The sequence below is a fragment of the Faecalicatena faecalis genome, from assembly GCF_012524165.2.
Taxonomy (GTDB): domain Bacteria; phylum Bacillota; class Clostridia; order Lachnospirales; family Lachnospiraceae; genus Faecalicatena_A; species Faecalicatena_A faecalis.
Window position 1 is genome coordinate 18,497 of record NZ_JABACJ020000034.1, and the last position, 12,611, is coordinate 31,107.

The window sequence follows — 12,611 nt, forward strand, 5'->3', positions numbered from 1 at the left end:
AATATGAAAAGCATTTACTTCGTATTATATGAAAAAAATGCCTGATATAATGATAGAAACAGGAGGTGCGTGAATATGAAAATCACATTGGAACGTTATCATGGACTTGGAAATGATTATCTGGTATATGACCCGAACAAAAATGAACTGGAATTGAATAAAGAAAACGTAGCGATGCTGTGTAATAGAAATATGGGACTCGGTTCTGACGGAATCCTGGAAGGACCGTTTATTGGGGAAAAGCATATGTCCTTAAAAATCTGGAATCCGGATGGAAGTATAGCAGAGAAGAGTGGAAACGGTGTCCGTATTTTTGCTAAATATTTAAAAGATGCAGGATATGTGCAGAAGAAGAATTACCACCTTGTTACAGATGGCGGTATGGTAGAGATTACTTATCTGAATGAGGATGGAAGCAGACTCCGTATTTCTATGGGGAAGATTTCTTTCTGGAGTGATGAGGTACCAGTGACAGGAGAACGCCGTGAAGTAATCAATGAAGACATGGTATTTGGCAGAACACTGTATCCAGTGACCTGTGTGTCAGTAGGGAATCCGCACTGTGTCATTCCGATGCGTGAGATTTCTAAACCGCTCGTATGCAAGATCGGTAATTATTCAGAAGTAGCCAGATACTTCCCGGAGCGTATCAATACGGAGATCATGAAAGTGATTGACAACAATAATATTGCGATTGAAACGTTCGAGAGAGGTGCCGGATATACGATGGCGAATGGTACAGGTGCCTGCGCTGCAGCCGGAGTTGCCTATAAATTGGGCCTGACTGCAAATAAAGTAATCGTGCATATGCCGGGTGGTGAATTACAGGTCGAGATTGATGAGAACTGGGATGTGTATATGACCGGGGAAGTATTCTATGTCGCAAAAATCTGCCTGAGCAGCGAATTCGCAGAGAAGCTGCGTGCAATTACGCACTAATTTGAAACACTTGTTTTTCAGTAAATTAAGAAAGCAGAGGAGTGGATTTTGGATTCCCGCTTTTAAAAACTAGAGAAGAATAGTAGTCCCATCATTCCGATAAAAAGGAGTGGTGGGATTGTTTCTTTTGAAAGACTTTTCTTTCTAAAATAAATAGCATACTATGAAAAATGGAAAATTACTACACGATTTTTTGCTTTCTAGATAGAAGTTCATACATGGATATAGATATTGAAATAGACACGTTAAATACACGAATATAATTATAGCATACTATATATTTGCGAGTCGAAAATAGGACGGGAGCTCATGAATATCTATCATGATTTCCTGCCCTATTTTTATGCTGACAGTCATTTTTGTCTTTTATGATCTATCTGTAATGGATGCCGCTCCAATATACATTTTCGTTTACAATTGTCTCTGGCAGAAGTTCTACTCCGTCGAGTGCCCATTTTTTAAATTCGGTGAATCCGACCCGGTCAATGATATAACCTACATGCTCTTTTCCGCCCGGAGCGCTGCGGTCGATATATTTTTCTACAAATTTATAGGTGTTTAAGATGACCTTGATGATGGTATCCTCGTCTACCCATACGAGGAAGTCTTCTCCGAGGCGTGGATTACGCTTACCAGTACGTCCCATAATCGTCAGACGGTAATATTTCTGCTGGCTTCTTGTGAATGCACGCGTTGGACATTTTGTTACACAGACACCACACCCTACACATTTCTCCTCGTTTCTTACGACCTTATCATTCACTTTGGAGAGTGCTTTTACAGAGAGTTTATCGCATCCCTTCACACAGGCCCCACAAGTAACGCATCTGCTTGGATCATATTGCGGCATCGTCATTCCGATGATGCCAAAGTCGTGCATTCTGGCTTTGATACAGTCGTTGGCACATCCGGTCAGAGCAATCTTGAAGTGCAGATCGTTCGGAAAAATGGCATTTTCGATGCGTTTTGCAAACTCTGCGGTATTGTAGTTTCCGAAAGGACAGACACGGTTTCCGATGCAGGCGGAGACGTTTCTGGTTCCAGATGCCGGATATCCAGTATTTGGATTGGTCTGGTTGATTCCCAATTCTTCAATGACTGGCTGAAGCATTTCATTTACCTTATCCATATCGTTCAGGGAAATCCCTTCGATTTCGAAACCCTGGCGTGTAGTCAGGTGTACATTTCCATTTCCATAGGTCTCGGCGATCTCTTTGATAATGCCCAGGACCTTAGCATTACATTTGCCGCCCGGGACACGTACTCTGGATGCAGTGAGCCCACGCTCCTTGGAGATACGGAAGGCATTTTTTTTCACCTTTTTTGTATTGATATCCATTCTGTAAGCCTCCTTAATCGAATAATTTTTTGCCCTTGGTATAGTTGAATACCGGGCCGTCCAGACAAATGTAGGTATCATCCATTTTGCAGTGACCGCATTTCCCGAGGCCGCAGCACATCTTGCGCTCCTGCGAAATCCAGATCTGTTCTTCCTTGATGCCTCGTTTCATGAGTTCGGCAACAGTGAATTTCATCATGATCGGAGGACCTACAACGATTGCAGCGACATGATCCAGGTCAGAAATATTCAGGTCAGGGATGTAGGCGGTAACCATTCCTTCGCGATATCCTTTTTCTTCTGCCTTATCTACGGTGACAATCAGGTCCATCTGTGTTTCCCAGCGTTTGATACTATCCTTAAATAAGATGTCTTTTGGAGACTTAAAACCTGCAATTACTGTCATGCCTGCGGTTTCCTCTCGATGTTCTCCAAAATAATCGATGACGCCCTTCACAGGAGAAACTCCGGTTCCGCCGGCAATGATAATCAGCTCTTTTCCCTTGTAAAGGTCCACATCGAAGCCATTTCCATAAGGTCCGCGCATGAAAAGAGTCTGTCCGACCTGATTCTCAAAAATTTCGTTAGTAACTTTTCCGACTCTTCGGATGGTCAGATCCACATAGTCTTCGCCGATACCGCTCACAGAGATGGGAGCCTCACCGAATTTAGGAATAGAGACCTCAAAAAACTGTCCCGGCTTTACATCTCCTACATAAGCCATGCGGAATGTGTATTCAATATCTGTATGTTTGATCACATCTTTGATCTCTGATAAAAAAGGGATATACTCATTACTCATCTGCGTTTCCTCCATCCTTTATTTCTCCTAACTTATGGATACATGCGAGATAGGAAATATATTCTGGACAGACATCCTCGCATCTGCCGCAGCCTACGCACATATGATAGCCGAAACGTTTTTTGTAGTCATATACTTTATGTAATACTTTGAAACGCATTCTTGCTCCCTGATCCTTGCGGAAACTGATATTTCCAGCCATATCTGTAAAACCGTCTACCTGACAAGAACTCCATACTCTTCTCCGCTCTCCGGCCTTTTGATTATCCTGATAAAAGACATCCTGCATCGTAAAACAGGTACAGGTCGGACAGACAAAGTTACATCTGCCGCAGCCGACACATCTTCCGGCATATTCTTCCCAGAGAGGAAAGTCCTGTATGCCTTCCGGTAAAGTTTCAGGAATCGTTACTTTTTCTATATTATCTGTTACATAATCAATCTCGAAAGAAGCTTCTTCACTTTCTGTGCCTTCCAACAAGGTTTTTAGTTCTTCATCTTTCGGCTCCAGATAGACACTCTCTTTATCCATCTTGATATAAGCGTCATAATTGTCGGCCTGATTGGTTCCCATACTGACACAGAAACAGGAGTCAAAGGATTTCTTACAGCCCATCAGGATCAATTTTGTGTTTTCTCGTGCTCTTTTATAATAGAAATCCTCGGCGCCATTTGTTAAATAAATTTCATCCAGACGCTTTAAGGCGTGCAGATCACAGCTTCTTAAGAAGATGATCCGTTTCTTTTCAGACGGATCAGGAACCTTCATCTCTTTTTCTGTAAAGTAAAGAATGGTATCAGAAATCGGAAGGAGGACCTCCTTAAAGCTGTAATCCGATTTTTTATCCCATACAATATCATCAAAGGAGGTGATCTTACCGTAGCGGATGCTGTCCGTATCGGAAAAACATCCTTCTCCTTTGAAAACCATGGGGGCGTAAATGTCATAGACATCAGACAGTTTATTAAGAAGCAGAACAGCTTCTTCTTTCTTAAAAAGATTTCCCATTGTCAAATTTCCTTTCTAGGTTATGCTTTATAAAATTCAGCCAGTTCATCCGGCATTGGCAGGATAAAACGCCGATTCCGATAAATCAGCAGATTACGGCTGCTTAAATTCTTACAGGCGCGGGAGACATTTTCCCGCGGTGCTCCTAAAAGATCTGCAAGAAGATTCATCGTCAGATCGATGTCGATCTCCACGCCGTCCTCCTTTTTAACGCCAAAGTCCCGGCCCAGTTTCCACAGTTTTGCTGCAATCTTACGTTCCAGGTACATGTTCCCTGTTGTGTTCTTGAGCTGATGGCTCATCCTCCAGAGATGACGCTCATAGGAGTTCATGACTGCATGCATCAATGCCGTGTCCTGGTCCATCCATTTCAGAAAGTTGCTCTTTGGAATCTGTAACAGCGTGGCAGGACAGACCGCTTCGCAGAAGACGGAAACAGGCTTTGAATTGATGATATTATGATTGATCAGATTGCCTTTCCCCAATATGAAAATGATCTTGCGGTTTCCGTGTTTGGTAATGTTATAAATAGAAACCTTTCCGTTTATAACGATATAAATAAAGTTCACCATGTCTTTGGCGTGAAAGACAATCGCCCCTTTTTGATAAGAAACTGCATGGGACTGGTTCAGAATTGTCTGAATCAGGCTGCTTGGCACTTCACGGAAAAATTCAAGCTTTTTCATTTCCTCTATGGATATCTTTTTCATATGGGTACTCCTTATCTACAACTTATTTTTGCTTTTGTTTTGCGATGATGCAGTAAGGAACGGCTACGAACAGGATTCCGCCGATCATATTGCCCAGGGTGACAACAAGAAGGTTGTATACAAAGCCTCCGATTGTGACCGCATAGGTGGATGGCTCTAAAAGTCCAACTGTCAAAAGTGTCATATTGGCAATGCTGTGTTCAAATCCTGCTGTAATAAATACGAACAGGCACCAGAAAATCATAATCAACTTGCCAGCCTCGGATTTGCATTTGAAACCGCACCATACTGCTACACATACCAATATATTACACAAAATGCCTCTTGACAGCAACGGAAGAAATCCTGCGGCCATCTTTGCTTCTGCTGTTTTTGCCATGAATTCTGCTACTGGTCCTGCTGACACGCCTGCAAGGTGGTATAAAACACCCAGGATGACAGAACCGATCAGATTGCCGACCCAGCAGACTACCCATAAAAGAGCGGTATCCTTTAGTGTGACCTCCTTGTGGATCAGTCCGGTTGCCATAACAAAGTTATTGCCGGTGAATAATTCTGCGCCTGCGATGACCACAAGGCTGAGCGCAACCCCAAATGCCGCTCCCATTACGATTTTAGTTGCCGGGGAGCCTGCTGCATTTAACAATCCTCCCGCTGTGAAGATCAGCAGTATACCGAAACCGATATACATCCCTCCAAATAATGAGGCGAGGAAATACCCCAATGGATTTGTTTTCAACAGGTTAACCTTCGCCTTTGATGCATTGCATACAAGTCCTACTTCTTCTCGAAACATAATTTTTTCACTCTTCCCTTCTTATATATGTAAATCTTTTTTGTATTATATCGGAGGAAAAGAGGGAGAGTCGGTGATGAATATCACACTTTGATAAAAAATAATCAAACTTTTTATGGGGATAGAGTTATAGAATCTGGGGTTGCGAAATTGGGACTATGTGTGCTAACATGTGTATAACAATAAAGGCAGGTGAGGATATGCTGATTGAGATTGATTTTAACAGTGATGAGGCGATTTACATTCAATTGCGCAACCAGATCATTATGGGGATTGCCACTTCCATAATCCATGAAGGGGATTCTCTCCCGTCTGTGAGGCAGCTTGCTGACACGGTCGGAGTGAATATGCATACGGTAAATAAAGCCTACAGTGTCTTGAAGCAGGAGGGATTCATCCAGCTTGACAGAAGGCGTGGGGCAGTGATTGCTTTGGATATTGATAAGATGAAGGCAATCGAGGAGATGCGTAAGCAGCTTACGATTCTTTTGGCAAAGGGCTGCTGTAAGAATATTTCCAGGGAAGAAGTGCATAATCTGGTGGATGAGATTTTTGATGTGTACGAATAGAGTTTAATAGAACAAGACAGATTGACAGGAGGAGACTATGCTGAATCATTATACAAAACAGGCCGAGCGTGCAATTAAGTATGCGGGAACGATGGCGAAGAAGCTGAAGCATCCATACATCGGGACCGAGCATTTGCTGCTCGGATTAAGGAAAGAATATACAGGGGTCGCCGGACAGATACTGGCGATGAATGATGTGGACGAGGAGAAAATCCTGCATTTGATGGATGAGCTGATCGTTCCAGCTTCAGAAGAGCTGGCTAAGGAGCATCCGATGGAAAGCCCGCGCCTGTTATATTTACTGGAGAATAGTGCGGTTGAGGCGCAGCATCTTCATACGAAGAGTATCGGGACAGAACATCTTCTGCTTGCTATGATTCATGATGTGGATTGTGTGGCAACGCGTGTTCTGATTACCTTGAATATCAGCCTGCAGAAAATCTTGCAGGAAATTTTGAGTGCAGTGGGGATGGACCCGAAGGAGTATCAGGAGGAGTCACAGGATGATTCCCGGGGAAAGGGAGGTGCCGTAGAGCAGTTCTGTACGGATCTGACAGCAGAGGCAATAGAAGGGCGTCTCGATCCGGTGATCGGCCGCGAAGATGAGATTTACCGTCTGATGCAGGTGTTGAGCAGACGTACGAAAAATAATCCCTGTCTGGTAGGCGAGCCGGGAGTAGGTAAGACTGCGATTATTGAGGGGCTTGCAGCCAGGATTGCAACAGGTGTCGTGCCGGAAAATATGAAGGGGAAGAAGATATATACCCTGGATCTGCCTGGTCTGATTGCGGGATCTAAGTACCGCGGTGAGTTTGAGGAACGAATGAAGGGCCTGATTTCAGAAGTGAAAGCCAATGGGAATATCATTCTTTTCTTGGATGAGCTGCACACAATTATCGGGGCTGGTGGTGCCGAGGGGGCAATCGATGCTTCCAGCATTTTGAAGCCATCTCTTGCCCGGGGAGAATTGCAGTTAATCGGTGCGACGACTATTGCAGAGTACCGTAAATATATTGAAAAAGACGCTGCACTGGAGAGGCGTTTCCAGCCGATTACGGTGGAGGAGCCGTCTAAGGAACAGTGTATGGAGATCCTTAAGGGACTTGCAGATAAGTATGAAGCCCATCATAAGGTTACGATTCGGGAGAATGCCCTGGATGCGTCAGTGCATTTATCAGAGCGTTATATTACAGACCGGAATCTGCCGGATAAGGCAATCGATGTCTTGGATGAGGCGTGCTCTAAAGTCAGTATGCGGGGTTATAAGGTGCCGGAGAACCTCAAGATTTTGGAGAAGACCTTGAAAGATTTGGCAAAGCAGAAGGAAGAGAGTATTCAGGCAGGGAATTTTGAGGAAGCTTCTATTTTGAATCGTGAACAGAAAGAAGTGGAGAAGAAACTGGACAGCTTGCGGAAGCGTTTTCAGAAAAAGTCTGCTTCACATCATCCAGAAGTAGGAGCAGATGATATAGCAGAAGTAGTTTCTGCATGGACAAAGGTGCCGGTGCAGAAGTTGGCAGAGAGTGATACGGACCGGTTAAAGAAGCTGGAACAGGTGCTTCATAAAAGGGTGGTCGGACAGGAGGAGGCCGTCAGTGCAGTTGCACGTGCAGTTAAGAGAGGGCGTGTGGGATTAAAAGACCCGAAGCGTCCAATCGGCTCATTTTTGTTCCTGGGGCCAACGGGTGTAGGAAAGACCGAATTATCGAAGGCGCTGGCAGAGGCATTATTTGGAAACGAGGAATCTATGATACGTGTAGATATGTCCGAGTATATGGAGAAGCATTCTGTCTCTAAGATGATTGGTTCCCCTCCGGGATATGTTGGACATGAGGAGGGCGGACAGCTCAGCGACCAGGTGCGGACACATCCGTATTCTGTAATCTTATTTGACGAGGTAGAAAAGGCCCATCCTGATGTGTTCAACATCCTTCTTCAGGTGCTGGATGATGGGCATATCACGGATTCACAAGGACGCAAGGTGGATTTTTGCAATACGGTAATTATTATGACATCCAACGCCGGAGCGAAGGCAATTGTGGAGCCGAAAAAGCTTGGATTTGCGGCAAAGGAGAATCCTGCCGATGATTATAAGCGTATGAAGCAAAATGTAATGGATGAGGTGAAGACGATTTTCCGTCCTGAATTCCTGAACAGGATTGACGAGATCATTGTTTTCCATGCACTCAATGAAAGCCATATGAAACAGATCGTGACCCTGATGTGCAGAGAGTTTACGAAGCGTGTGAAGACTCAGATGAATATCAGTCTGACCCTGAGGGATTCTGCGAAGAAGTATATTGTAGAGAAAGGGACAGATGCCAAATATGGAGCTCGTCCGTTGAGAAGGGCGATGCAGACTGAGCTGGAAGATAAACTGGCCGAAGCAATCTTGAATGGAGAGGTAAAAGAAGGAGACGAGGTGGAAGCCGGAGTATCTAAAAAAGAAATTAAATTTTACCCAAAGTCCATAAATCAGTAGAAAATAGAACCGAAGTATTATATAATAAAAAGCGAAGCGAGAAAGCTTGTTTGTGAGTGCGATACACTGTCATGCCCCACATTCATGCGGGGATACAAACAGGATGACCAACAATCTGAAATACCTAGGAGGACAATGAAAAATGGCAACAGTAAAAGAATTATTACGCGCGGAAGAGGACGGAACACTCAGCTTTGGAGATTACACACTTGCATCTAAGACAAAACTGGAAAATTTCGAATTTGAAGGCGATATCTATAAAGTAAAGACATTTAAGGAGATCACGAAGCTTGAGAAGAACGGCATGTTCGTATACGAATCTGTGCCGGGCAGTACCGTAGAGAACTTCAGTGCAACCGATACAGAGGTGGCATTTAAAGTGACTGCGCCGGAAGATGTACAGTTTACCCTGGAGCTGGAGCCGGAGAGTGAATATGAAGTATTTATTGACGAGGTGTCCGCAGGTAAGATGATGACTAACTTAAGCGGCAAGCTGAGCGTCAGTGTGGAACTGAGTTCAGATGACGGTGTTGTGGTAGAAGTTGTGAAGTGCTAATATCGGTCTTTTCAGTCAGGTCAGTTAAAATCAGATGAAGCCGGATTGATTCAGAAGCATAAAAGTAAAGAGAAGAGGCAGGAGAGCTTGAATACCTGCCTCTTTATTTTTGAGATAGGAAGAAAGGAATGTTATGGCAAAAGGAAAGAAGAGTGTGTTTTTTTGTCAGAATTGTGGGCATGAAGAGTCGAAGTGGCTTGGACAGTGTCCTGCGTGTAAGGAATGGAATACATTTGTGGAAGAAAAGGTGAGCGGTGTTACGAAGGGGTCGACCGTAAAGACGGCCAGAGAGTCACAGGTAGTGTCTCTGTCTGAGGTCAGTGCGGATGACCACACAAGGATGACTACGGGAATTCGGGAATTGGATCGTGTGCTGGGCGGTGGAATCGTACCTGGATCTCTTGTGTTAGTCGGCGGTGATCCGGGAATCGGTAAGTCGACCCTTCTGCTCCAGGTATGCCAGAATCTTTCACGCGAGAAGAAGCTTCTATATATATCAGGAGAGGAATCTTTGGCGCAGATTAAGCTGCGTGCGAACCGAATGGGAGAGTTCCATGAGAATTTAAAGCTCCTTTGTGAGACGAATCTGGAAACAATTCGAACAGTCATTGAAAATCAACATCCTGAGCTGGTCATTATTGACTCGATTCAGACAATGTACAGTGAAGAGGTCTCTTCTGCTCCGGGAAGCGTTTCCCAGGTTAGAGAGTCTACCAATGTATTCATGCAGCTAGCAAAAGGGTTGGGGATTTCTATTTTTATCGTGGGACATGTTACGAAAGAGGGAACAGTGGCAGGGCCGAGGGTCCTGGAACATATGGTAGACACGGTGCTTTATTTTGAGGGGGACAGACATGCGTCCTACCGAATCCTTCGTGGTGTGAAAAATAGATTTGGGTCCACCAATGAGATCGGCGTTTTTGAGATGCGACAGAACGGACTTGTGGAGGTCGAGAATCCATCGGAGTATATGTTGAGCGGTAAGCCGGAGAATGCATCGGGTTCAGTGGTAGCGTGTTCGATGGAGGGGACCAGACCGATTTTGATTGAGATACAGGCGTTAGTCTGTCAGAGCAACTTCGGTCTGCCAAGGCGCACAGCAGCAGGAACTGACTATAACAGGGTGAATCTCTTGATGGCTGTCCTGGAAAAGAGGATAGGCCTGCCCTTGTCCAATTATGATGCATATGTTAATATTGCGGGCGGAATCAAGATGAACGAACCGGCGATCGATCTGGGAATTATAATGGCACTGGTATCCAGCTATAAAAATCGTCCGATTGATGAAAAGATGATTGTGTTTGGAGAAGTCGGCCTAAGCGGAGAGGTGCGTGCGGTCAATATGCCGGAGCAGAGGGTCGCAGAGGCTAAGAAGTTAGGGTTTGAAACCTGTATTATTCCAGAAGTATCAAAGGATATGGTGAAAGGTATCAAAGGCATTAAGGTGATAGGTGTCAAGACGATCAATGATGCAATGAATCTGTTATAGCAGCCAAAGAATCATAGAAGCTGATACAAAGTTGGGGAGAACAGACAGGTAGAATGTAAAGAAATAGGATGCATACTGTGGATAAATAAAACAGCTCTCATCGTCATGTGTGGAAAACTATCCATAGATTTGGCATTCAGGTGGAAAAGTCCGCAGCAATCTTGTTTGTGTTGCTGCGGGCTTTTGGGTCTGAGTATCACTTATTTATAAATTTTCTGGCTGGAAAAACCTCTTCCCTTTACTTCGTTGACATGGCTGATGATGATAAATGCTTTTGGGTCAATATCCATGACCAGCTTATTCAGCTTTACAAGTTCTCGGTTGGATATCACAGACAGAATGATTGGTTGGTTAACATTCAGATACCCGGTTTCGGCCTGGAGAAAAGTTGTTCCTCGGTCAAGCTGCTTTTGGATGGCCTGGTTGATTAGTTCATATTGGGTACTGATGATCTTGACCTGTGTCTGGGAGGTTCCCATCATCAAGAACTTGTCTAATATGACGGAATATATCATAACAAGTACGATGCCATAAATGGTCTGTTCTGCATTAGAAAATGTCATTTGCAGAATCAGAATTGTACAGTCGAACACATATAGCATAGCTGAGACAGAGAGACCTAGTTTCTTATTCAGTACCAGCGGAGGAATATCCATCCCTCCTGTAGAGGCTCCGGCGTGGATGACCAGTCCAATAGAAAACCCGATCATGATTCCGCCGCATATGGTGCAGAGCATCCTGTCATTCGTGATCTGAGACAGTGCAGGGATTTTCTGAAAAATGCCGAGAATAATAGGATAGTAAAATGTACTGATCAATGTTGTGAGTGCAAAACGTTTCCCGAGAACAGCAGCTCCCAGGATAAACATCAATAGGTTAAAACCAAAGACAAATAGTGAGATTGGCACTTGAAAATAGTGGTTAAATGTAAGTGCCAGACCAGTTGTCCCTCCTGTGATGATACCGCTTGGGAGAATGAACATTGTGATACCCAAAGCATAAATTGTATTTCCGAGAAATACGAAAAAAATGTTTTTGAAATTAGAAACAGACATAGACTGTACCTCCTTTGTGTTTTCTGGCAGTGAGTTAGCAATTTACAAGGATAAAGTGAAAAAAGCAGACAACCGAAGTTGTCTGCTTTTGGTTCTTTCTTCTATAATAATTGATCAAAATCCTGTCCAGGCTCTGACAGGTAAAATCTTTCGTCATCTGATATGTATCCATTGCTCTGCCACCTTTATGTAAAATAGGGTAGCATAATTTGGCAGGAAAGTAAAGCAGAGAGGAAGGAGCGCTGTGATTATAAATTGTCTTAATTACACGAATAAAATAAAAAATAAGAAAATTATTGACAATTATGTCGGAGCGTGCTATTATAACATTCGTCGCTGACAGAGACCTGCGGCAGATTAAACAAGGGATGCGGAAGCAGTCGCCTGTGAACCTGTTAAAGGAAAAGCTCAACAAGAGAGCTGAAAAATATGTCGAAAAATGTGTTGACAAACACAAGAGCGATGTGGTAACATATTAAAGCTGTCGCTTGAGGAAACGGTATCGACCGGGACTCAGCGGAAAAGAAAATGAAAAAAGTTCTTGACAAACAGCGAACGATATGATAATCTATAAAAGTTGCTGCTGACGACAATAACCGACAGCGGAGAACGACAAAAGGACCTTGATAATTAAACAATAGACAACAAACCCTTGAAAATTTCTTATAGAGAAAATTTTTAAGAACAGCATCATTTATGATGCGCCCATCACCAAGAGAGATCTTGATGATAAGAACAGTAAAAGGGATAGAATTAGCTAGTAGCGATTCTTGACTGGATACAAACACTTTTAACGAGAGTTTGATCCTGGCTCAGGATGAACGCTGGCGGCGTGCTTAACACATGCAAGTCGAGCGAAGCACTT

General features: G+C 43.8%; 12 protein-coding genes and 1 rRNA gene. 6 read left to right on the forward strand and 7 right to left on the reverse strand.

All coding sequences use genetic code 11. The features are described from left to right. Window positions 1–75: 75 nt before the first annotated feature. Window positions 76–939 carry a diaminopimelate epimerase gene (dapF, locus tag HGO97_RS21760; protein WP_216245188.1) on the forward strand — a complete coding sequence of 288 codons (864 nt, stop codon included), beginning with the start codon at window positions 76–78 and terminating at the stop codon, window positions 937–939. Window positions 940–1,312: 373 nt separating this feature from the next. On the opposite strand, the gene asrC is transcribed toward dapF, so the two are convergent. The 5 genes from asrC to HGO97_RS21785 are packed head-to-tail and all read right to left on the reverse strand — an operon-like array spanning window position 1,313 to window position 5,595. After that, window positions 1,313–2,278, reverse strand: coding sequence for a sulfite reductase subunit C (gene asrC / locus HGO97_RS21765; protein ID WP_216245190.1), 966 nt, complete (start codon window positions 2,276–2,278; stop codon window positions 1,313–1,315). Window positions 2,279–2,291: 13 nt separating this feature from the next. Next, complete coding sequence (gene asrB / locus HGO97_RS21770) at window positions 2,292–3,080, reverse strand: anaerobic sulfite reductase subunit AsrB (RefSeq protein ID WP_216245192.1); 789 nt, start codon at window positions 3,078–3,080, stop codon at window positions 2,292–2,294. Next, entirely contained in the window at window positions 3,073–4,089 is a 1,017-nt protein-coding gene (gene asrA / locus HGO97_RS21775; protein ID WP_216245194.1) for an anaerobic sulfite reductase subunit AsrA, read from the reverse strand. The genes asrB and asrA overlap by 8 nt, the downstream gene beginning before the upstream one ends. Before the next feature lie 20 nt (window positions 4,090–4,109). Further along, window positions 4,110–4,799, reverse strand: coding sequence for a Crp/Fnr family transcriptional regulator (locus tag HGO97_RS21780; protein WP_216245195.1), 690 nt, complete (start codon window positions 4,797–4,799; stop codon window positions 4,110–4,112). A 22-nt stretch (window positions 4,800–4,821) separates the two neighbouring features. Beyond that, window positions 4,822–5,595: a formate/nitrite transporter family protein gene (locus HGO97_RS21785; protein WP_216245197.1), complete on the reverse strand. Its 774-nt coding sequence runs from the start codon at window positions 5,593–5,595 to the stop codon at window positions 4,822–4,824. 200 nt (window positions 5,596–5,795) lie between these two features. On the opposite strand from HGO97_RS21785, the gene HGO97_RS21790 reads away from it, so the two are divergent. From HGO97_RS21790 to radA, 4 genes are all read left to right on the forward strand, one after another. Continuing rightward, window positions 5,796–6,164 carry a GntR family transcriptional regulator gene (locus tag HGO97_RS21790; protein WP_216245199.1) on the forward strand — a complete coding sequence of 123 codons (369 nt, stop codon included), beginning with the start codon at window positions 5,796–5,798 and terminating at the stop codon, window positions 6,162–6,164. A 37-nt stretch (window positions 6,165–6,201) separates the two neighbouring features. Next, window positions 6,202–8,646: an ATP-dependent Clp protease ATP-binding subunit gene (locus HGO97_RS21795; protein ID WP_216245201.1), complete on the forward strand. Its 2,445-nt coding sequence runs from the start codon at window positions 6,202–6,204 to the stop codon at window positions 8,644–8,646. Between the two features lie 142 nt (window positions 8,647–8,788). Then, window positions 8,789–9,202, forward strand: a complete 414-nt coding sequence (locus HGO97_RS21800) for an endosialidase (RefSeq protein WP_216245203.1) — start codon at window positions 8,789–8,791, stop codon at window positions 9,200–9,202. Between the two features lie 133 nt (window positions 9,203–9,335). Beyond that, window positions 9,336–10,691 (forward strand): DNA repair protein RadA, encoded by a 1,356-nt coding sequence (radA, locus tag HGO97_RS21805; protein WP_216245205.1) that lies wholly within the window; start codon window positions 9,336–9,338, stop codon window positions 10,689–10,691. A gap of 200 nt (window positions 10,692–10,891) precedes the next feature. On the opposite strand, the gene HGO97_RS21810 is transcribed toward radA, so the two are convergent. Together HGO97_RS21810 and HGO97_RS21815 are read right to left on the reverse strand one after the other, a co-directional pair. After that, window positions 10,892–11,746, reverse strand: coding sequence for a YitT family protein (locus tag HGO97_RS21810; RefSeq protein WP_216245207.1), 855 nt, complete (start codon window positions 11,744–11,746; stop codon window positions 10,892–10,894). Between the two features lie 34 nt (window positions 11,747–11,780). After that, the gene (locus tag HGO97_RS21815; protein WP_216245209.1) at window positions 11,781–11,918 is read right to left on the reverse strand and encodes a hypothetical protein; all 138 of its coding nucleotides are present in this window, start codon (window positions 11,916–11,918) and stop codon (window positions 11,781–11,783) included. Window positions 11,919–12,535: 617 nt separating this feature from the next. On the opposite strand from HGO97_RS21815, the gene HGO97_RS21820 reads away from it, so the two are divergent. Continuing rightward, window positions 12,536–12,611: ribosomal RNA gene (locus tag HGO97_RS21820) — 16S ribosomal RNA — on the forward strand; the annotation flags it as partial.

Excerpts from the sequence above, each read along its gene's own strand:
- HGO97_RS21810 (WP_216245207.1), bottom strand. The coding sequence starts at position 11,746 with ATGTCTGTTTCTAATTTCAAAAACATTTTTTTCGTATTTCTCGGAAAT.
- HGO97_RS21795 (WP_216245201.1), top strand. The coding sequence starts at position 6,202 with ATGCTGAATCATTATACAAAACAGGCCGAGCGTGCAATTAAGTATGCG.
- asrC (WP_216245190.1), bottom strand. The coding sequence starts at position 2,278 with ATGGATATCAATACAAAAAAGGTGAAAAAAAATGCCTTCCGTATCTCC.
- HGO97_RS21815 (WP_216245209.1), bottom strand. The coding sequence starts at position 11,918 with ATGGATACATATCAGATGACGAAAGATTTTACCTGTCAGAGCCTGGAC.
- HGO97_RS21780 (WP_216245195.1), bottom strand. The coding sequence starts at position 4,799 with ATGAAAAAGATATCCATAGAGGAAATGAAAAAGCTTGAATTTTTCCGT.
- radA (WP_216245205.1), top strand. The coding sequence starts at position 9,336 with ATGGCAAAAGGAAAGAAGAGTGTGTTTTTTTGTCAGAATTGTGGGCAT.
- HGO97_RS21785 (WP_216245197.1), bottom strand. The coding sequence starts at position 5,595 with ATGTTTCGAGAAGAAGTAGGACTTGTATGCAATGCATCAAAGGCGAAG.
- HGO97_RS21800 (WP_216245203.1), top strand. The coding sequence starts at position 8,789 with ATGGCAACAGTAAAAGAATTATTACGCGCGGAAGAGGACGGAACACTC.
- asrB (WP_216245192.1), bottom strand. The coding sequence starts at position 3,080 with ATGAGTAATGAGTATATCCCTTTTTTATCAGAGATCAAAGATGTGATC.
- asrA (WP_216245194.1), bottom strand. The coding sequence starts at position 4,089 with ATGGGAAATCTTTTTAAGAAAGAAGAAGCTGTTCTGCTTCTTAATAAA.
- HGO97_RS21790 (WP_216245199.1), top strand. The coding sequence starts at position 5,796 with ATGCTGATTGAGATTGATTTTAACAGTGATGAGGCGATTTACATTCAA.
- dapF (WP_216245188.1), top strand. The coding sequence starts at position 76 with ATGAAAATCACATTGGAACGTTATCATGGACTTGGAAATGATTATCTG.